Origin of the sequence: Blastomonas sp. CCH1-A6 (genome assembly GCF_001556365.1) — a bacterium.
In the GTDB taxonomy this organism is placed as follows: domain Bacteria; phylum Pseudomonadota; class Alphaproteobacteria; order Sphingomonadales; family Sphingomonadaceae; genus Blastomonas; species Blastomonas ursincola.
Genome location: NZ_LSIS01000222.1, coordinates 1 through 17,655, shown reverse-complemented (window position 1 = coordinate 17,655; position 17,655 = coordinate 1). Strand labels below are relative to the sequence as shown.

General features: G+C 61.3%; 23 protein-coding genes. 14 read left to right on the top strand and 9 right to left on the bottom strand.

Annotated features, from left to right (window positions below):
• Positions 1 to 45 precede the first annotated feature (45 nt).
• Together AX735_RS09730 and AX735_RS09725 are read right to left on the bottom strand one after the other, a co-directional pair.
• Positions 46 to 210 carry a hypothetical protein gene (locus AX735_RS09730; RefSeq protein ID WP_156440462.1) on the bottom strand — a complete coding sequence of 55 codons (165 nt, stop codon included), beginning with the start codon at positions 208 to 210 and terminating at the stop codon, positions 46 to 48.
• Positions 211 to 537: 327 nt separating this feature from the next.
• A complete protein-coding gene (locus AX735_RS09725) occupies positions 538 to 825 on the bottom strand; it encodes a flagellar hook-basal body complex protein FliE (RefSeq protein WP_208598082.1) in 288 nt (95 codons plus the stop codon).
• A 389-nt stretch (positions 826 to 1,214) separates the two neighbouring features.
• Here AX735_RS09725 and AX735_RS25765 point away from each other — a divergent pair, with 389 nt between their 5' ends.
• The 5 genes from AX735_RS25765 (at position 1,215) to AX735_RS09705 (ending at position 5,738) form a co-directional block, all read left to right on the top strand.
• Positions 1,215 to 1,424 (top strand): hypothetical protein, encoded by a 210-nt coding sequence (locus AX735_RS25765; protein ID WP_167348229.1) that lies wholly within the window; start codon positions 1,215 to 1,217, stop codon positions 1,422 to 1,424.
• Positions 1,379 to 1,741 carry a hypothetical protein gene (locus AX735_RS09720; RefSeq protein WP_230962527.1) on the top strand — a complete coding sequence of 121 codons (363 nt, stop codon included), beginning with the start codon at positions 1,379 to 1,381 and terminating at the stop codon, positions 1,739 to 1,741. Before AX735_RS25765 ends, AX735_RS09720 begins: the two co-directional genes overlap by 46 nt.
• Before the next feature lie 410 nt (positions 1,742 to 2,151).
• On the top strand, positions 2,152 to 4,368 hold the full coding sequence (locus tag AX735_RS09715; protein ID WP_066113912.1) for a TonB-dependent receptor: 2,217 nt from the start codon (positions 2,152 to 2,154) through the stop codon (positions 4,366 to 4,368).
• Positions 4,369 to 4,375: 7 nt separating this feature from the next.
• Positions 4,376 to 4,990, top strand: coding sequence for a hypothetical protein (locus AX735_RS09710; protein WP_060979796.1), 615 nt, complete (start codon positions 4,376 to 4,378; stop codon positions 4,988 to 4,990).
• A 4-nt stretch (positions 4,991 to 4,994) separates the two neighbouring features.
• Entirely contained in the window at positions 4,995 to 5,738 is a 744-nt protein-coding gene (locus AX735_RS09705) for an energy transducer TonB (protein WP_060979795.1), read from the top strand.
• Here the strand turns inward: AX735_RS09705 and AX735_RS09700 are convergent, their stop codons facing one another.
• From AX735_RS09700 to AX735_RS09690, 3 genes are all read right to left on the bottom strand, one after another.
• Positions 5,739 to 6,194, bottom strand: a complete 456-nt coding sequence (locus tag AX735_RS09700) for a hypothetical protein (protein WP_066044257.1) — start codon at positions 6,192 to 6,194, stop codon at positions 5,739 to 5,741.
• 100 nt (positions 6,195 to 6,294) lie between these two features.
• On the bottom strand, positions 6,295 to 6,861 hold the full coding sequence (locus AX735_RS09695) for a GNAT family N-acetyltransferase (protein ID WP_066044258.1): 567 nt from the start codon (positions 6,859 to 6,861) through the stop codon (positions 6,295 to 6,297).
• Positions 6,858 to 7,535, bottom strand: coding sequence for a YgjV family protein (locus AX735_RS09690; RefSeq protein ID WP_060979516.1), 678 nt, complete (start codon positions 7,533 to 7,535; stop codon positions 6,858 to 6,860). The genes AX735_RS09695 and AX735_RS09690 overlap by 4 nt, the downstream gene beginning before the upstream one ends.
• A gap of 140 nt (positions 7,536 to 7,675) precedes the next feature.
• Between AX735_RS09690 and AX735_RS09685 the strand changes: the two genes are divergently transcribed.
• From AX735_RS09685 to AX735_RS09680, 3 genes are all read left to right on the top strand, one after another.
• On the top strand, positions 7,676 to 8,959 hold the full coding sequence (locus tag AX735_RS09685; protein WP_060979517.1) for a glycoside hydrolase family 130 protein: 1,284 nt from the start codon (positions 7,676 to 7,678) through the stop codon (positions 8,957 to 8,959).
• A 183-nt stretch (positions 8,960 to 9,142) separates the two neighbouring features.
• Positions 9,143 to 9,574, top strand: a complete 432-nt coding sequence (locus AX735_RS26315; RefSeq protein ID WP_230962526.1) for a hypothetical protein — start codon at positions 9,143 to 9,145, stop codon at positions 9,572 to 9,574.
• 346 nt (positions 9,575 to 9,920) lie between these two features.
• On the top strand, positions 9,921 to 10,856 hold the full coding sequence (locus AX735_RS09680) for an NAD(P)/FAD-dependent oxidoreductase (protein WP_060979519.1): 936 nt from the start codon (positions 9,921 to 9,923) through the stop codon (positions 10,854 to 10,856).
• A gap of 78 nt (positions 10,857 to 10,934) precedes the next feature.
• Here AX735_RS09680 and AX735_RS09675 read toward each other — a convergent pair whose 3' ends face one another.
• Together AX735_RS09675 and AX735_RS09670 are read right to left on the bottom strand one after the other, a co-directional pair.
• On the bottom strand, positions 10,935 to 11,264 hold the full coding sequence (locus tag AX735_RS09675) for a hypothetical protein (protein ID WP_155646063.1): 330 nt from the start codon (positions 11,262 to 11,264) through the stop codon (positions 10,935 to 10,937).
• A gap of 192 nt (positions 11,265 to 11,456) precedes the next feature.
• Complete coding sequence (locus AX735_RS09670; RefSeq protein ID WP_099046548.1) at positions 11,457 to 11,825, bottom strand: DUF305 domain-containing protein; 369 nt, start codon at positions 11,823 to 11,825, stop codon at positions 11,457 to 11,459.
• A 191-nt stretch (positions 11,826 to 12,016) separates the two neighbouring features.
• Between AX735_RS09670 and AX735_RS09665 the strand changes: the two genes are divergently transcribed.
• The 4 genes from AX735_RS09665 to AX735_RS09650 all read left to right on the top strand — a co-directional run bounded on the left by AX735_RS09665 (position 12,017) and on the right by AX735_RS09650 (position 14,476).
• Entirely contained in the window at positions 12,017 to 12,253 is a 237-nt protein-coding gene (locus AX735_RS09665; RefSeq protein WP_060979521.1) for a hypothetical protein, read from the top strand.
• A gap of 202 nt (positions 12,254 to 12,455) precedes the next feature.
• Positions 12,456 to 13,223, top strand: coding sequence for a MauE/DoxX family redox-associated membrane protein (locus tag AX735_RS09660; RefSeq protein WP_060979526.1), 768 nt, complete (start codon positions 12,456 to 12,458; stop codon positions 13,221 to 13,223).
• Between the two features lie 109 nt (positions 13,224 to 13,332).
• Positions 13,333 to 13,995: a DUF2231 domain-containing protein gene (locus AX735_RS09655; protein WP_230962525.1), complete on the top strand. Its 663-nt coding sequence runs from the start codon at positions 13,333 to 13,335 to the stop codon at positions 13,993 to 13,995.
• Between the two features lie 10 nt (positions 13,996 to 14,005).
• Complete coding sequence (locus AX735_RS09650; protein WP_060979522.1) at positions 14,006 to 14,476, top strand: YybH family protein; 471 nt, start codon at positions 14,006 to 14,008, stop codon at positions 14,474 to 14,476.
• A gap of 234 nt (positions 14,477 to 14,710) precedes the next feature.
• On the opposite strand, the gene AX735_RS09645 is transcribed toward AX735_RS09650, so the two are convergent.
• Together AX735_RS09645 and AX735_RS09640 are read right to left on the bottom strand one after the other, a co-directional pair.
• The gene (locus tag AX735_RS09645; protein WP_010339846.1) at positions 14,711 to 14,995 is read right to left on the bottom strand and encodes a BrnA antitoxin family protein; all 285 of its coding nucleotides are present in this window, start codon (positions 14,993 to 14,995) and stop codon (positions 14,711 to 14,713) included.
• Entirely contained in the window at positions 14,976 to 15,293 is a 318-nt protein-coding gene (locus AX735_RS09640; protein WP_031290428.1) for a BrnT family toxin, read from the bottom strand. Before AX735_RS09640 ends, AX735_RS09645 begins: the two co-directional genes overlap by 20 nt.
• Before the next feature lie 186 nt (positions 15,294 to 15,479).
• Between AX735_RS09640 and AX735_RS09635 the strand changes: the two genes are divergently transcribed.
• Both AX735_RS09635 and AX735_RS09630 read left to right on the top strand, forming a co-directional pair.
• Complete coding sequence (locus tag AX735_RS09635) at positions 15,480 to 16,097, top strand: recombinase family protein (protein WP_015449304.1); 618 nt, start codon at positions 15,480 to 15,482, stop codon at positions 16,095 to 16,097.
• A 9-nt stretch (positions 16,098 to 16,106) separates the two neighbouring features.
• The coding region (locus AX735_RS09630; RefSeq protein WP_156445560.1) for a DUF4158 domain-containing protein at positions 16,107 to 17,655 on the top strand (1,549 nt) is incomplete at its 3' end.

Genomic DNA, 17,655 nt, shown 5'->3' with positions numbered 1-17,655 from the left:
TTCGCTGATTGTTCGCCCTTAGCGTTGTTTAGCGTACCATCCACGCTATGCCCTCACCTTGGCCGACGCGCCGGTCTCGGCCGCGCGCGTGGGCGGCAGCGCGATCGGCAGCAAGCGGCCGATCGCCGCGCCGGCCTCATCGAAGCTCACGGCCCGGATGACAGGGCGGCGCTGCGGCGGTGTCGAGGCCGTCTCGGGCATGGCGATCATGGTCCTTTTGAATGTGTGATAAAGGACATTATCATACATATCAGACTAGGTAAATTCCGTTTGCCGAAGCCGACCGGCGCTCATAGTCTGGGTTCTGATTGTGGGCTGCTTCCGACACACGCGATAATCCACGCTGTCTTACTTCGCAGTTCGACGGGTTGGAGACGCTGCGAGAGCGCCTGATTGTGAATCAAAGACATGAAGTTGCGCCGGCTATCCCAGCTAAGCAGCCTAACTACGTTCGCGACGTCGCGTGGTTTGCTGCTTTTCTTGGTCGAGCTCCCGACACGAACACCGGGCGTCGGGCGAGCGCATCCGGCGGCGCGGTCACACCGCCATATTCATGATGTCCTTGTAGGCCGAGAGCACCTTGTTGCGGATTTGCAACGTAGCCTCAAACCCGATGCTGGAGCGTTGCCGGGCGAGCATCACCTGGGCGATGTCCGTCGTCTCGCCCTTCTCGTAGGCGACGGTCAACGCGCCCGCTTCCGCGTTGATGTCGTTTAGTTTCTGAAGCGCGGCTCGAAAGGTTGATCCAAGGCCGGTCGGGGGCGCTGGAGCGGTGGCGGAGACGGTCGTGGCGCCCCGATCGCCGAGCTGGGCGGAGCCGGCCACCTTGCTAAGCGCCGTGCTAATCGCGGCGTCGAGTGGGGTTCATCTCGTTGACCGAGAACGTCATGATCTGGCGGTGGCGTTGTGGTGACCTCAAGGCTAAACTCCGACAGGGTTAGTCGGCATCGGCACGGAGGGGTCGGCCCGATCTCCGGCTCGACCAATTGCCCGCTGGGCCGAAGCTGTTGGTAGGAAGCCTTGCCTCGATTTTGCTCGACGGCGGTCTGCTTTAGGCGGAGCGCCTGCGGCGTCAGAATTGACGGATTTATAGACTACACAATCCCTACTTTTACGCAGCCTCGGCCCATTGCCGCCATTAGGACACTCTGCCATTCCCTGGTTCGTTAGTGCAGATCGAGGGACGCAAGGTGGGGCGCTTAGTGAGTTATCGGATGCTGCGCTGGATCGCGCTGGCGCTGCTCGGCGCAGTCTCCGCGACGGGCTTCGCGCCGCTGTTTCTCTGGCCGCTCACCTTGATTGCGTTAGCGATCTGGATGGAGGCAGTGCGCCGAGTGGAGACGCTGCCGATCGGCAGCGCGACTATATCGATTGGGCGTTGCGCACCGCGCTGTCGCTGGGGATCGAACCGGATGCGGTGCTGACCGAGGATGCGGCGATCCTGCTCGCCGCCAAGCTCAAGACCCCACTCCAAATCGGCCGCCATCTCGTTCGCGCGTTCGAAGCAGGGTTTGAGGCCAGCGTGAAACCCATCGATGCCGCGACGGTCGAGGGCGTGCTGTCGCGGCAGATTGACGACCTCGAACCCCAGCTTACCCGCCACGGCTACGATACGAAGAGCCTGGCGGACCGGTTTGACGCCAAGCCGGCGGAAATCCGACAACTCCTCTGCGGCGGGCTCGATCCGGCTCGTGCACGTGAGCTAACCGACGATATGCGCGCAGCAGGATTGCCGCTTTGATCGCCTTATCCGCGATCGTGCGCTGCTGATTGAATATCTTAGGTCCGTCGCACCGAATGTGGGTTGTGTCTCAACGATCGTGCGCCGGCCGATCGCCAGCGTCTCACACAATCCGAGCCCGAAACACCCCTCTATTGCAGTTCTGGGCGATCATCATTGCAAGCCGCTACACCTAGCCATCATCCAATCGGGAAGCAGCGCACGCCCGAGTCAAGATGCCCTGCGGTCACCAGTCGCTCGGACCACGGCCGATCGTGTGACTCAGATCTCCGAGAAGAATCCTGTTCAATCCGAACTCAGCGCCTCAGCATGTTGCGATTGACTTGCGGTAGCGTAATTGGTAGCCCGAGAAATGCGAACGGTTCGCAACAAACGGCGCCATTGGCTATGACAATAGAACGAGGGGGGTTATGAAGACCATTATCAAGGGCGTCTCGCTAGGCGCATTATCGACGACGTTGCTGATCGCTGCTGGATCGCCAGCCTGGGGACAGGCGCAGAGCAAGCCTGCCGAGCTTGGCACGGTGACCGTGACCGACACGGCCATTGACGAACAGGAGGCGGAGACCTCCTACAAGGTCTCACGCAGCGTCAGTGCGACCCGGACCGACACGCCGCTCGTTGACGTGCCCCAAAGCGTTACCGTCGTTCCGGTGAAGCAAATCGCCGACCAGGCGTCAAACAGCATCGGCGACGCGATCCGCTACGTTCCCGGCGTCTTCGCGTCGCAGGGCGAGGGCAACCGGGAAACCCTGTCGTTCCGCGGTAACTCGACCACCGGCGATTTCTTCGTCGACGGCATCCGTGATGACGTTCAGACCTATCGAGACCTCTACAACATCGAGCGGCTTGAGGTTTTCAAAGGGCCGAACGCGATGATTTTTGGCCGCGGCGGCGTCGGCGGCCTTATCAACCGCGTCACCAAGGTCGCCGATGGTCGGCAGCATATTGGCGGCCGTGTCGAGGCGGGCAGCTTCGATCACTATCGCGGCCAGATCGATCTAGGCGCACCGGTGAACGACATGCTGTCGCTCCGGCTGACGGGTGTCTACCAGAACAGCGGCAGCTACCGTGATGGAGTCGACTATAAGCGCTGGGGCCTGAACCCCACCGCCACCTTGGCACTCGGCGCGGACACGACGGTCTCGATAGGATACGAGCATTTCGAGGACGATCGCGTCGCTGACCGCGGCGTGTCCTCCTACCTGGGCAAACCACTGCGCACGCGGCGCGGGGAGTTTTTCGGCGACCCCGACAATAGCCCGACCTGGACCAGCACTGACGCCGGCACGCTGTTCATCGAGCACCGCTTCAGCGACGACGTGGTGATCCGCAACCGCACGCGCTATGCCCAATACGACAAATTCTACCGCAACGTCTTTCCCGGCGCGGTGAACACGACCACCCAGGTCAATCCTGCCGGCCTCCCGGCTGGCAGCTACGCGCCGGGCACGATCGTCCCAATCCAGGCCTACGATAACGCGACCCAGCGCGAGAACCTGTTCAATCAGACTGACCTCAACGCGAGATTTGCGACCGGCTCCATTGAGCATACGCTTCTGATCGGTGCCGAGTTTGGCCGGCAAGAAACGGACAACCTTCGCCTTGAAGGCTTTTTCCCGACCTCCACCAACGCGCAGGGTGTCCAGACGGTCTTCGCGACAATTGCGGCGCCCCGCATCCGTCGTCCCGACCTGCTGTGGCGCCAAGTCGCGAGCAGCGGCCAGAATAATAGCGTCGCCAAGGTCGCCGCCGGATACATCCAGGATCAGATTGCGCTGTCGCCGATGTTCGAGGTCGTGCTCGGCATTCGCTACGAGAACTTCAGCACGAAGGTGCGCGATCAGCGGACGATCGGCTTCCCGGCCGGCCAGCAGCGCGAGTTCGATGTCACTGATAACCTGTGGTCGCCCCGCGCCGGTTTGATTTTTAAGCCTGTCGAGCAGGCGTCGATCTACGCCGCCTACTCGCGGACCTACCTGCCGCGCGGCGGCGATCAACTCGCCGGCCTCAACCTGACCAATCAGAGCCTCGCGCCGGAGAAGTATCAGAATTACGAGATCGGCGCGAAGTGGGACATTCTCCCGACCTTCAATGTCGCGGGCGCGGTATTCCAGCTCGATCGCAGCAATGTACTGGCGCTGAGTGATCCCAACAATCCCAGTTCGCCGACGGTCCCGATCGGTCGCCAGCGCACCAAGGGCGTCGAGCTGAGCGCGCAGGGAGAGATTACGGACCAGCTCAGCCTGATCGCCTCCTACACCTATTCCGACGCGAAGTTCCTCGATACGCAGTCGGAAACGGTGCTGCGCGGGAACCGGGTGCCGAACGTGCCGAAGCACGCGGCTGCGCTGTGGACGCGGTTCGATCCAACGGAATCGCTCGGCGCCGCGGTCGGCGTGATTCGTCAGGGGCGGCGCTTCGCGGCAACGGACAACCTCGTATCCATGCCTGGTTACACACGCGTCGATGGCGCGATCTACTACCGCCTCACGCCCCAGCTCGATCTTCAGCTCAACGTAGAAAACATCTTCAACGCGCGATACTTCCTGTACTCGTTCAGCAACACCAACATCACGCCGGGCTCACCGACGGCCTTCCGGGTTGGCGTCAACGCTCGGTTCTGACGCCCCCATGCGCGTGTTTAGCCTGTCCCGGCTCGCCCCACGCGAACGCTACGTGATCGGCCTCTTTCGGGGGGCCGATCCGACTGCCACAACCGGCGAGTTGCCTGCCCTCTTCCATCAGCTCCGCCTCGCGGGGTCAGCCATCGGCTTTCGCCCGGCGCCGATCGGGTGTGTCTATGTGACCGGTCATGAGCTGTGCCTGCTCGGCATCATCGCCGGATTGCAGCGCGATAATCCCGGTATGGCCATCACGATCAGCAAGGCGGTCCGCCCGGTCGCGCTCGCCTGCGCGCGGCGCCTCGCCCACGACGGCGTTTACCTGACCCATGCAACGCTCGCTCGACTCGCTGGTCTGACCGAGATGTGTGAGGAGCTGTCGGTCTCGATTTCTCCGGTCACCAACCTTCCGCTCAAGCGGACACGGTCACCATACTTTCCATCGCCGGAGAGCTTGCAGGCAAAAGCGCTCGGCTTCGTGCGAGCGCGGGGTCATACATCGTTAGGTGATCTCGCTGGCTTCGGTGTCTCGCGCCAGGTCGTCAGCCTGATGTTCAAGCGGGGGCTGCTCGTGCGGGTGCGGACAGGCGTTTACCAGGCCGCTCCCGAGACCCTGCGTGAGTGATCGAATGAAGGTCATTGATCATGGTCAAGGCGAAGCTCCCCGAGAAGCCGATAAGCCGATAAAAGCGTCGCAGGAAGGCGAGATGCCCGGCCGGTACCAGCCAAGCCGGCAGCCTCGCTGGATCTCGATCGGCCTCATCGCCGCGATCCACGCGGCCGGGTTCATCGCGCTCCAGCATATGGAAGTTGGCAACGTCCGGCTCGCCTCGGCGCCTCCGCTGGTCGTCAACCTGCTTCCGCTCGATCCACCTCCACCGGAGCCGGTCACGCTACCTACTGAGAAGGTCATTGAACGAACACCGGAGCGCCAGCAGATAGTGGCGCCTCCCCCGATCGTGGCGATACCGACCGCGCCTGCCGCGGCTCAGTCGATCACGAAACTGGAGCCGACCCCGCAGCCACCGCCGGTCCAAGCCGAGGAAACCAAGTCCGCGCCGCCCCGCGATACCGAGACGATGGTGAACCTGAGCACGCGGCTCCTCTCAGCCGAGCCGCCCCGTTATCCCACAGAAGCGCGACGTCGGCGTGAAACCGGCACCGTCGTTCTCATGGTGGTCGTCAACGAGGAAGGTCGCGTAGCAGCCATATCGATCGCCGACAGCAGTGGGGTCGACCGGCTCGATAAGGCAGCTTTGAGCGCCGTGCGCCAGTGGCGATGGTCACCCACGATCATCGATGGTCGGCCAAGCGAGGTGCGAGGCCTGGTTCGTATACCGTTCGAATTAAAGGGTGCGCCCTCAGCAAGCTGATCAAAATCCGGTCTGAGCTGACATGTCACAGGATGTTTGAAGAAAGGTCATGGCGTCACTTGCACGTCGCACTGCGGCATTGTCGCCCAGATAGAGGTCGACGCCCTCGTAGGGTTGCACCCCGCCAACGATCTCAACTGCGGATTGCGGTGCATTCGTCGATATTCTGTTTCTCAAACCAACCGCGCGCGCCAGATCGATCCGAATAACGCTCTTGTCCGCCAGCGACAACGTGATCAGGCAATTGCCTTTGGTGGCTACGTTTGTCACCTGCGACACGCGCGCGAAGCCCGGCCAAGGCTTTGCTTCGGCCGTGCCACGGGTCAGCATATCCTGGATGAACTTGATCGCACCCGCCGCAGTCCTGGGTTTGCTCGCAGGCGCGTCCTGGGCGATAGCCGGGTTGGCCAACACGACCATCAGCCCCAAAACGATGATGCGCCGGACATTCAGCATAGCTACGGGCAGCCCGTGAGGAGCCGGCTGTGCTCGAGCGGAGCGACGGAGCTACGCACTTCCAAGATCGATCCTGGCCGCGGTCGGTCAGTTTTCATAATCATGCGCCCCATGATGTATGCTTCCGTGGCGCCACTTTGCTATTCCCCTCCGTCCGTACCGTGTCGCAGATACTATAACCCAGACGGTCATAAAGTGCCCTGGCTCGATCGTTCTGTATCGCCACCGAAATAATGATGAAGCGCAGTTTGCGTTCTTCAGCCCATTGTTCCGCAAGAGCGAGCAGCCGCGATCCGAGCCCGTTCCCCCAATATTCCTTGCGGATCGCCAGATCGAAGGATGCGAATTCCTCTGCTCCTTCTTCCCGCACTTGCCGGATATCGACATAGCCGACAATGCCATGCCCCGTTTCGATAAGAAAAATGCCGCGCTTTCCAAACCTTGTAGCCCGCAATTCCGATACGCAGCGTTTCACCAAGGCACGGGGGTCAGCGACGTCGAACACCATATGCTCGGCTTCGGTGCTCAACGCTGTTTTCAAAGAGGCAAGCGCCTTTGCATCACGAACGCCCGCCGCCCGGGCAATGAACCTGCGCGATGCGCTCTCACGCGCGCTCCCCTCGACGAAGCGGAGCGCGACCGGCACAGAGGCCGATAAACGGCTCATGCGCGCCGCTCCCGTTGCGCCGCGACAGAATACCGGTTCAACCTAGCGAGGCCCGCCCAGCTGAAACGCTGGCGGAAAAAGGCCCAGTAAACGACCCCTGCTCCTCGCGACGCCTTGCCTGAACCCTCGTCTCGCAGGCTCTTCCGCACCCCGAACGACGCTAGGCAAAGCCCCGCGATGTTGGTGAAGATAGATATGAAATCCACCGTGAGGGCAAACGGCGCGCCAACGATGATATTGTGCGCCAGCCAGAAAGGAGCCCCGATCAGGAAAGCTATTTTCATCCGTAAAGGCGATGGCTGGTTGCGCGCGGCCATGCTGACGATGCTGCCGCAGCCAGCGAGAAGCGATGATATGCCTGCCCATGTGAAAATAGCCAGCGTGACAAGGATGGCGAGGCTCGCGACGTTGAGCGCCAACCGCGTCCCACGATCCCGCACGGTCAACGCGATCAGCAGCTGCGCGAGCGAGATGCCGCAAGCCACCGCTGCGGTCGAGGCACCAAGGGCGGCGAATTGCAGTGCAAAGGCGATCGCGCCGACGCCTTGGACGATGATTACCCGACGCAAGCAGCGCAGGAATGGCCAGATAACAACGCACGCCAGCCCGATCATGCCCAGCAGAATGCTAGTCGCACCGCCAACGGTCATCGCTTCGGAAATCAAGGATGGCATGCTCTCTCGCGGGAATGAGGACGACACCCGCATAATGAAGATGCCTGGTTAATATTCCCTTCACAGTCCGCGATGCGCATGGCCTCGTTTAATTTGGCCAAGCCCGCCCATTCTCATGCCGCCATTCGAGAAAGCCTGACATGATCCAGCGCGCGAAGCTCCATTTTCCTCGTGTCACGCTGCGGCCCGACCCGTCGCGTACTTTGGTCAGGCCGTTCGAGCCCGGCTATCCGCAAGGCTTTGACGCTGGCACGACCCGCACCCAGGAGACGGTCGATCTGATCCTGTCGCTTGGCGAGGCGGAACTGACCCGCCAGTTGGAGGGCGTCACCGCGTCACTGGACGAGAACCACCGCGACGTCGACGCGATGCTGCGGCGGCGTTTCGACGAGGTCGCCGATCACTTCAAAGGTGCCGACCGCTGCGACGATGCGCGACGTCGACTGATTGGAGCCTATTTCAGCCAGGAATACGCCTATGAGAGCGCGGCGTTGTTCAATCCCAGCGCCGTGCTCCATCCCGACCAGAGCGACGTTACCGATGGTGAGGTTCGGATTATTCTGTCGCTGCGCGGGATCGGCGAGGGCCATCTTTCTTCCGTGACTTTCCGCACGGGGCGGTGGAAGCCCGGCGGCGCGCTGGTTGTGGATGATCCCAGCTCGGTGTCGATGCAGCCGATCATTGAGCGTGCCGATACGGGCGACGTGGTCCGCCTTCGGTATAGCGGCAGCGAAGACTTATCCGAGACCGTGCTGTTTCCCGTGCTGCCCAGCCAACGCCAGGGGATCGAGGACCTCAGGCTGGTTCGTTTTGACGAGGGTGAAGGCACGTTCGCCGATCATGGAACCTATACCGCGTTCAGTGGCGCAGAGGCGCGATCGGAGCTGCTGACCACGACCGATTTCAGCACCTTCGAGATGCGCGCGCTTACCGGCGATGCCTCGACGGGCAAGGGGATGGCGCTTTTCCCCCGTCGGATCGACGGCTTGTTCACGATACTGGGCCGTCAGGACAACAAGAATATCTGGCTGCTGGAATCTGACGACATCCTTCACTGGGCCGGCGGCGCCAAGCTGATCGAGCCGCGCTATCCGTGGGAGTTTGTCCAGATGGGCAATTGCGGCTCACCGATTGAGGTCGACGAGGGATGGCTGGTGTTGACGCACGGGGTTGGCACGGTGCGCAACTACTGCATCGGCGCATGCCTCCTCGACAAGCGCGACCCCTCGAAGCTCCTGGCGCGTACGCCGCGCCCGGTCCTGGCTCCCAGCCCCAAGCAGCGCGACGGCTATGTTCCCAACGTCGTCTACAGCTGCGGCGCGCTGCTGGCCGGCCACCACTTGTTGCTCCCCTATGCCGTCGCGGACAGCTTTACCGCGTTCGCGACCACGACGGTCGATGATCTGCTCGCAGCGATGGAGTGAGCAGGCGGCGTTTTGAGGGATTTTCGGGCCAGACGCGTATCTAATAATATTGGCGATGCTGCCGCGCCTGGTCTGCCGGCGTATCCGGCCGGCGCTTCGGGTTGGCAGCAGCGTTTGAGGCCGTGCATGCGCCTTGCAGCCTCAGCGACAGTCGTGATCCAGGCCAATTGATGGAGGCTCCGCATGTCACCGCAGATTTTAAAACTTTCGGCAATTTCCGGACTGGCAGCGGCACTTGGCGGTTGCGCGACGTATGGACAGCCAAGCCGTAATATCGCCTATTTCGCGGTGCCGTGTAACACGCCGGGAGCATTCGTAGCGCAGCCCTTGTCAGCTTTGGACGCGCCTCCAGCCACGCCGGTCCCGGCGACCCAGACGCAAGGTGTACAAGCTTGCCTGATCGCGGTGCCGGCCCGGGATCTGGCCTATAACGCGCGCTATCGGGGCGGCGGGGGTTATTACGATCCTTACTATGGCTATCCGGGCTATGGGTCGCCCTTCTACGGTTCGTTTGGGATCGGATTCGGACTCCACGGTGGTGGTTATGGGCACGGCAGCAGCTTTGGCCATCGCGGCGGTGGTGGTCATAGTGGCGGCGGTCACGGCAGTCATTGAAGCGCCAATCTGTTCGAGCTTGTTCGTACAGAAATCTCGGCCGCAGTGACACCATTCAACTTTGCTTGAATGGCGAGCCAAGACGCATTGATGGCGTCAGTGACCGCCAACGCACCGTGATGTTCGGCCGCCGACGCATCCGGCTTGCAGCCCGTCCCGGAGCTACGATCGATTAGCGGCGGAGCATCGTGGCCGCGACCCGCCATCGGACTTGGAACGGCGACCATAGGGCGTAAGCGGGGAAGGGATTATCCTGCGCGACGCTCGACGTGTGCGAGGGGTGAGCTGCCAGAGCGCGTAAACCTGAAGAGAGCGCGCGCTGGAGCCGGCTTGGGAGAATGGCTTTATGAGCACGGTAGCTGACGGGTCGACGTCGCAGGAAAAAGTGGATTGCATCATCATCGGCGGTGGCCCCGCCGGACTGACTGCCGCGACCTATCTCGGGCGTTTTCTTCGCAACTGTGTTGTCATCGACGCAGGCGCAGGCCGCGCCAGTTCGATTCCGCGCTCCCACAATCTGCCGGGCTTTCCGGACGGGATTGGCGGTGCGGACCTGCTGTCGCGGATGAAGCGACAGGCGCAAGCGTATGGTGCAACGATCCAGCAGGGCAGGGTGGTCCGCCTGGCGATCGTCGAGGACGGGTTCTCCGTCGCGACGGATGCGACGAACTGGCAAGCCCGTACCGTGATCTTGACGACCGGCGTTCGGAATCACCGGCCCTCGATGCCTCAGTCGTCGCACGACGCCGCATTGGCGCGCGGCCTGATCCGCTATTGCCCGGTGTGCGACGCATATGAGGCTAAGGGCGCCAATATCGCTGTGCTCGGCTGCGACGACCATGGCGCTGCCGAGGCTGAGTTCCTACGCCCATATGGTGCGCGGGTGACGCTGCTGGCGCAACGATCGCCCGAACTCTCGTGGCCGGACGAGGCGCGGCTCGTTGGACTTGGTGTCGAAATTATCAAAGAAGCGGTAGTCGAAATATCGATCGATGGCGATCAACTTGCGGTTCGACTGGCAGATGGGCGACGGTTCTCGTTTGACACCCTGTATCCGGCACTTGGCTCCTCGCCGCACACCCAGCTCGTCGCTGAGATGGGGGTAAAACTTAGCGAAGGCGGCTGCGTTATCACCGACGCACATCAACAGACCTCGGTCAGCGGTTTGTTCGCGGCCGGGGATGTCGTCGAGAGTCTGGATCAAATCAGTGTTGCAATGGGTCAAGCCGCGCAGGCAGCAACAGCAATCCACAACTTGCTCCGCCTCAGAGAGTCGGAGTAAGCCGATCCGAGATATTATCGGAAATGTATTTGCGATGCACGCACCCGATCCGATTAAGTCTCGGGATGAGAACCCAGATCAATGGCCGCGATAGTTGTCGTAGCCGCGTTGGTCGTGCCGATTATACCCGCGATCATACCCATGCTGTCGCTTGTAGGCATGTTGGCGAGGATAGTAGCCACTGTTGTTATAATAGCCGTTGCCATTGCCATTATAATGGCTGTTGCCAGTGTTATAACCATGCCCACCACGGCGGTTATAACCATGGTTGCCATACCCGCCTTGCTCATGACCAGCTCGGTTCTGCCAACCACCATGGTCGCGATCCCGGGCAAGCGCCGCGCTTGGCACCAGAACACCAGCTGTAGAGGCGACCAGCGCAACAGCCGCAAACATTTTGCCGAACATTTCTGTTCTCCTCATCGTTCAATCACGTGAGGTCTTGGTAGATCGTCCGCGTTGAAGCAGGTCTGAATGCATTTGTCAGCGACCGTTCACGCCAAGTCAGTGGCGAGCGTGTCATCTTTTCCCTCAGAGCCACGCGTGTGAGGGCTGGTGCCTGTCGCCACCCCTCACCGGACCGCGGGCGACAGTTAAGTATCAGCGCATCTTTGCTTGCAACTCAGCGAGCGCGCGCTGATTGTCATCGACGGTCTTTCGAGCCTCTGCCAACACCTCTGCGTTCTTTGTATGACGCATGATAATCTGTGACATCTCGATCGCGCCGCGGTGGTGAGCGGCCATGCTCTTCATCCATGCCTTGGCAGGATCGGGGTCCATCATCCCCTGCATCATCGCCTGGTTCATGCGGTCCATCGCGGCCGAAAGCTCTTTTTGCGCTGGCCCCATGTTCTGCATGCCCTGCATCCCGGGCATAGCCATTCCGCCCATTTGCGAATGTTGGGCAAGTGCCGGCGTGGCGGTGACGGTCGCTGCGGCGATGCTCATCATACTGAGGAGACGAATCATGCTGTTTCCTTTCTTTGTGGTTCGATCCTTAACGAGCAAGCGGCAGTCCGGTTCATCTGGATTGGGTTAGGCCGTAATTGTCGCTGCGATTGTCATGCTTCAGGCCGGCGAGGGCAAACGCCTCCCGGCGCGTATCATCTTGTAGGCAGGACGGTTGCACCGCCGCTGGCCTAGGCACGATCGGAGACGTTATGACCAAGATGAATATCGCCGTGAGGCTCCTTCAGACCGCAGCTGCCATCGGTATCGCCACTGCCGGGATCAGCGCCGCGTCGGCGCAGTCAAATGGCGGCTCGATGGCCGGGATGAAAATGGCGCCCGGATCGAAGATGGACGTGAAGAGCAAGAAGGCCGCTCCGAAGAAGGCCGCTCCAAAGAAAGCAGCTCATCACAAGGGTGGGCATCCCGAGGCAGGCAAGCACAAGTAAAACGACGGTAGCTGCCAGCGGATTGTCGGGAGCGATTCCAGCGGCCCGCTGGCATCCCGGGACGGCATGGTCAGGGCCTTGAATGTGCCCTTTGGCGACCCTGGAAGGTTGTTCCGCAGGCGCCTGCGCCATGACGATTCAGTGGATGACCTGGGGGTATTCGCTCGCACTTTGCAGGCGGAGAAAAGAAGCGGAGATGCACATGACTAGCGGCGCGGCCAGGCGGGCAACCACCTACCGGATGGTGACGGCCGAACACACGTGTCCTTACGGTCTTAAAGCAAAGGACCTGCTGCGGCGCGAGGGCTACGCGGTCGAGGATCATTGGCTTACGACCCGCGAAGAAACCGATGCCTTCAAGGTGGAGTATGGGGTGAAGACGACCCCCCAGACATTTATCTCGGGCGAGCGAATAGGCGGCTATGACGATCTGCGCCGCTTTTTCGGCAAGACGGTCAGCGACCCGAAAGCTGTCTCCTACCGTCCAGTGATCGCGGTCTTCGCGATGACGGCGCTGATGGCGCTTGCCACGAGCTATGCCGTGTTCGGCACCCCGTTCACGATCCGCGCAGGCGAATGGTTCATCGCCTTCTCGATGTGCGTCCTGGCGCTGCTGAAGCTCCAGAACATCGAAAGCTTTTCCAGTATGTTCCTAGGGTACGATCTGCTCGCCAAACGCTGGGTGCCCTATTCCTACATCTACCCGTTTGCCGAAGGTGGCGCGGGCGTGCTGATGATCGCGGGCGCTCTGACCTGGCTATCGGTGCCGGTTGCTCTCGTCATCGGGACGATCGGCGCGGTGTCGGTGTTCAAGGCTGTCTATATCGATAAACGCGAGTTGAAATGCGCTTGCGTGGGAGGGGATAGCAACGTGCCCCTCGGCTTCATCTCGCTGACCGAGAATGTGATGATGGTGGCCATGGCGATGTGGATGGCGCTTGCTCCGGGCATGCTGACGATGGCCGGTTAGAGCCTCGGTCAGATCACTGATCGATCGGCAACAGTCCAAAAACAATACGAGCGATAAAATCACTCAAGACGAGGAAAATGTTATGATGCGATCGGCAAAGCGGTTGACAATGATAGTGCTGGGCTTTGTCGCGCTGTCGACGGGCTCGCTTGCGTTCGCGCATGAAGATCATGACGCGCTGGGCGCAGGCCCCGGGGTGGCCAATAGCACAGCCCCCGCCAAGGCAGATGATCACATGGACATGGGCTCGATGACGAGCCCCAGTATGAATATGGCCGGTGACGAGATGGCGATGGGCGGCATGCACGATGAGGGCGCCAACAAAAACAAGAGCTTCGGCGAGCGCCTCGTGAGCTGGCTCGGCCGCGTCCATACGATGGTCATCCATTTCCCAATCGCACTGTTCATCGGTGCATTCGCGGTCGAGCTGTTCGGGCTATGGCGCCAGAACCGCGATTATCAGCGGGCGGCGCACGTCATGCTCGTGGTCGGAGCGCTGGGGGCTATCGTGGCGGCGTTCCTCGGCTGGTTCGCTGGCGGCTTTTATCTATCGGACCGCAACCCTATTCTGATGACCCATCGCTGGCTTGGTACCTCGATCGCGGTATTCGGAATAGGCCTTGCCTACCTGGCTACAGCGCACCGTAGAGCACCCGACCGATCGCGTACTGTCTACTGGGTGCTGCTCGCTTTGATGACGCTGGCAATATCGGTACAGGGGTTCCTGGGGGGCACGTTCATGCATGGCGGCCTCAACCATCTTGCGTTCTGAAGGGGGAAAGATGATTTTTGCTTTGAGGGTGGCTGTGGCCACGTCGCTGGTAGTGCCGATTGCGGTCGCTGCGCAGCCTGCATCGCGCATGGTGGACACGAAAGCCGTGGAAGCGGTGCTGTCTGAGTACAAGGCGGCGATCGAGAAGCTCGACGCGACCGGGACAGAACGTCTCTTCGCGGCCGACTCCCAGATTTTCGAAACGGGCGGCTCCGAGGGGACCTATGCGACCTACCTCGCCCATCATCTCGGGCCGGAGCTGGCGGCGTTCAAATCGTTCAAGTTCTCAGACTACAAGGTCAGCGTCCGTTTCGAAGGTTCGGTCGCCCTCGCGACCGAGAGCTATCGCTACAGGATCGAGCCGAAGACCGGGGCTGTTGCTGAACGCCTTGGCGTCGCAACCAGCGTCTTGCGGCGCGTGGGAAGCAGCTGGAAGATCGTCAGCATGCACAATAGCGGTCGCACGCCGAGAGGCGCCTGATCGATCAGCGTCGTTGATCCCAAAGCTTTCGGGTATCAACGACGCGGTAGCTACTGCTTCTTTGCTGGATCCGGCGTAGTCGGCTCCGGAGCCGTGCTTGTCGCGGAATTAGTCGGGTGATCGTGTTCAAGGATACCCGCATAATGGTTCATCTGGTCTTCGGAAACGTTTGGCGTCTCATCTTGGGGTTTGAGTAGCAACGGAACAGAAAACCTACATAAGCCAAGCAGCCGCTTATCTCCGGTCCGCGTTGTCATGGACATAACGGCGCAGCACGCGGTTTATTTCGGTCTGGTATCCCCCCGATTGCGCGTGATCCTTGAACCAGCTCACCACATCGGTATCGAGCCGCAGGGTAACGGGTTTTTTGCGCGGCTTGTAAAGACCGGGACGCTTTGCCAAAGCCCAATTCTCAATCGGTGCCTCGGGAATATCCGCCGTGTCGATGTCAGTGTCAGGCATGTCCACTAGCTGCGCAATTTGGGCCGCTATGTCAGCCTCAGTCATCTTGTGCTTCATAACGTTTCCTTTCATCGGCTGTCGCTTTTCGGGCGCTGATAATACGTATGCTGTTCTCATCGTCACCCGTGGGGAGCGTGTGGACGACCGTTAAGATCAATATGCCGCGTACCAAGCCAATCGCGTGCCAGCGTTCTTCGTCGTTTTCATAGCGATCAAACACGATGATATGGGCGGGATCATCCCAGACCAGCTCAGCCAGCTCGAATGCGACATGGTGCTTGCGCAGGTTGGCAGCGGCCTTGTCGTCGTCCCACTCAAATATCACAAAACTTCCTGTATTGACATTATCGTGCATACATTGCTCGAGGGCCAGATGCAACGCTGAACCATGCGGTCACAACAAACCCCGGTTTGATGCGAAGCGGTCCGACGAACGCGATCGACCCACTGGACGGCCTTCAATCTCACATCTACCCGTCCAGAAACCTATAGCCGGTAAACCCATCGTTCGATAGATTGATGCAAGAGGGAGCGGGCGTCGATGCTGATCGGGTACATGCGGGTGTCGACGGGCGAGCAGAATCTCGATCTGCAACGTGATGCGCTCGATCGTGCCGGATGCAACCGGATCTTCGACGACGTTTGCTCGGGCCGTACGACCGAACGGCCTGGGCTCGACAAGGCAATCGATATCATGCGTGATGGCGACGCTCTTGTTGTCTGGAAGCTCGACCGAATTGGACGGTCGCTGCCTCACGTCGTCGGGCTGGTCGGAGATCTGCAGAAGCGCGGCGTCGGCCTGAAGGTGCTGACCGGCGATATCGATACGACGACCGTCACGGGCCGGTTAGTGTTCGGCATCTTCGCAACCCTGGCCGAGTTCGAGCGCGACCTGATCCACGAGCGCACGATGGCAGGGCTGGCTGCGGCCAGGGCCCGTGGCCGCGCGGGCGGGCGGCCACGGGTGATGACGAAACAGAAGTTGAAGGCCGCAATGGCGTTGATGGCAGACCGCGACAATGCCGCGCGCGACGTCGCTGTCCAGCTCGGAGTATCGGTGTCGACACTCTATGCCTATGTCGACGCCAAAGGACAGCCGCGAGAGCGGGCCAGCGAACTGTTGGCCAAGCGCGGGACCAGATCCGCGGCAGCGGCATAGCGTGAAGCGGTGCCAGTCAGCTTTCTCTCGGACGACCAGGCACTGCGATATGGTCGCTTCGTAGGCGATCCGACCTCGGAACAGCTGGCGCGGCACTTTCATCTCGACGATGCGGACCGGGCGTTCATCGGCGCACACCGCGGCGACCACAACCGGTTCGGTGTCGCGGTGCAGCTTGGCTCGTTGAGGCTGCTCGGCACTTTTCTCGAAGATCCGGCGCAAATACCTGCGTCCGTCACGCGATTTGCTGGCGACCAACTGGCGATCGACGGATCGGCCGAACTAATGGCGCGATATTGCGCGACCAAGGGACGATGGCGGCACGGCCCGCGCATCCGCATTCATTATGGCTACCGAGTCTTCTCCGATCCCGGCGTCGCGTTCCGATTGCATCGTTTCCTGTATGCGCTGTGCTGGACGGGCACCGATCGACCGTCGGCCCTGTTCGACGCAGCCGCGACATGGCTGCTCGAGTTCAAGGTGATGTTACCGGGATTGTCCGTCCTCGAGCGCGATATCGCACGGGTCCGCACGCGAGTCGCCGCGCACGTCCATCGCCGCCTGGTCGACAAGCTGACGTCAGAGCAACGTACCCGGCTCGATACGCTCGTCGCTGTTGCCGAAGATGGACGGCAAAGCCCGCTCGATCGACTCCGTGATGGGCCATATCTGCAAAGCGGCCCTGAGATCAGCCGGGCCATCGACCGACTGACCGAAATCCGTACATTCACCACAGGCTTGCCCGAACTCGACCGCGTACCGCCCGGCAAGGCCGCCGCATTAGCGCGATTTGCCGGCGCCGCGAAAGCGCAGGCCGTCGCCCGGTTGCCGGACGATCGCCGCGCGGCGACCCTGGTTGCCTTCATCCGGACGCTTGAAGCGTCGGCCAGCGACGATGTCATCGACCTGTTCGACGCCGTGTCGACCAAGATGTTCTCCAATGCGCGCATCAACGCCAAGGAGGCGCGGATGCGCTCACTGCGCGATCTCGACGCCGCATCGCTCCGGCTTCGCGATGTCGGGGCGGTGCTGCTCGATGACAGTATCGGCGACACCGAGGTCCGCGCAGCCGTGTTCGCGCTCGTCGACCGGGCAGCGCTGACCGAGGCCGTCGCGCAGGTGAACCTGCTCGCCCGGCCGACCGACGAGAGCTACTTCGTCGAGTTGCGCCAGCAGACTGGCACGATGCGCTATCTGCCGAAGATGCTTGCTGGGCTCGATCTTGCGGCGGCGCCAGCGGGGCAGCCGCTGTTGGACGCGGTCGATCACCTGCGGAGAGTTCACCAGGGTGAAAAGCGCCGTGGACCGGTACCAACATCTTTCGTACCCAAGGCCTGGGCCCGCCAGCTGAAGACCGCGGACGGTGCATTCGATCTGATCGGATACCGGCTTTGTACGCTCGACCGACTACGCCGCGCCATCCGTCGCCGCGACGTCTTTCCCGTTCGCTCACTTCGCTATGCCGATCCTCGCAAGGGCCTACTGACGGGAGCTGGCTGGGAGGCGGCGCGACCGACGGTATGCCGCACGGTCGGCGTGGCGGTCGCTGGCGACGAGG

Bases quoted from the DNA above. Each gene is read 5' to 3' on its own strand.
- AX735_RS09685 (WP_060979517.1), top strand. From the start codon at position 7,676: ATGATCCAGCGCGCGAAGCTCCATTTTCCTCGTGTCACGCTGCGGCCC.
- AX735_RS09680 (WP_060979519.1), top strand. From the start codon at position 9,921: ATGAGCACGGTAGCTGACGGGTCGACGTCGCAGGAAAAAGTGGATTGC.
- AX735_RS09640 (WP_031290428.1), bottom strand. From the start codon at position 15,293: ATGCACGATAATGTCAATACAGGAAGTTTTGTGATATTTGAGTGGGAC.
- AX735_RS09660 (WP_060979526.1), top strand. From the start codon at position 12,456: ATGACTAGCGGCGCGGCCAGGCGGGCAACCACCTACCGGATGGTGACG.
- AX735_RS09650 (WP_060979522.1), top strand. From the start codon at position 14,006: ATGATTTTTGCTTTGAGGGTGGCTGTGGCCACGTCGCTGGTAGTGCCG.
- AX735_RS09705 (WP_060979795.1), top strand. From the start codon at position 4,995: ATGAAGGTCATTGATCATGGTCAAGGCGAAGCTCCCCGAGAAGCCGAT.
- AX735_RS09700 (WP_066044257.1), bottom strand. From the start codon at position 6,194: ATGCTGAATGTCCGGCGCATCATCGTTTTGGGGCTGATGGTCGTGTTG.
- AX735_RS09645 (WP_010339846.1), bottom strand. From the start codon at position 14,995: ATGAAGCACAAGATGACTGAGGCTGACATAGCGGCCCAAATTGCGCAG.
- AX735_RS09675 (WP_155646063.1), bottom strand. From the start codon at position 11,264: ATGTTCGGCAAAATGTTTGCGGCTGTTGCGCTGGTCGCCTCTACAGCT.
- AX735_RS09635 (WP_015449304.1), top strand. From the start codon at position 15,480: ATGCTGATCGGGTACATGCGGGTGTCGACGGGCGAGCAGAATCTCGAT.
- AX735_RS09730 (WP_156440462.1), bottom strand. From the start codon at position 210: ATGATCGCCATGCCCGAGACGGCCTCGACACCGCCGCAGCGCCGCCCT.
- AX735_RS09665 (WP_060979521.1), top strand. From the start codon at position 12,017: ATGACCAAGATGAATATCGCCGTGAGGCTCCTTCAGACCGCAGCTGCC.
- AX735_RS25765 (WP_167348229.1), top strand. From the start codon at position 1,215: ATGCTGCGCTGGATCGCGCTGGCGCTGCTCGGCGCAGTCTCCGCGACG.
- AX735_RS09715 (WP_066113912.1), top strand. From the start codon at position 2,152: ATGAAGACCATTATCAAGGGCGTCTCGCTAGGCGCATTATCGACGACG.
- AX735_RS09695 (WP_066044258.1), bottom strand. From the start codon at position 6,861: ATGAGCCGTTTATCGGCCTCTGTGCCGGTCGCGCTCCGCTTCGTCGAG.
- AX735_RS26315 (WP_230962526.1), top strand. From the start codon at position 9,143: ATGTCACCGCAGATTTTAAAACTTTCGGCAATTTCCGGACTGGCAGCG.
- AX735_RS09670 (WP_099046548.1), bottom strand. From the start codon at position 11,825: ATGATTCGTCTCCTCAGTATGATGAGCATCGCCGCAGCGACCGTCACC.
- AX735_RS09655 (WP_230962525.1), top strand. From the start codon at position 13,333: ATGATAGTGCTGGGCTTTGTCGCGCTGTCGACGGGCTCGCTTGCGTTC.
- AX735_RS09690 (WP_060979516.1), bottom strand. From the start codon at position 7,535: ATGCCATCCTTGATTTCCGAAGCGATGACCGTTGGCGGTGCGACTAGC.
- AX735_RS09710 (WP_060979796.1), top strand. From the start codon at position 4,376: ATGCGCGTGTTTAGCCTGTCCCGGCTCGCCCCACGCGAACGCTACGTG.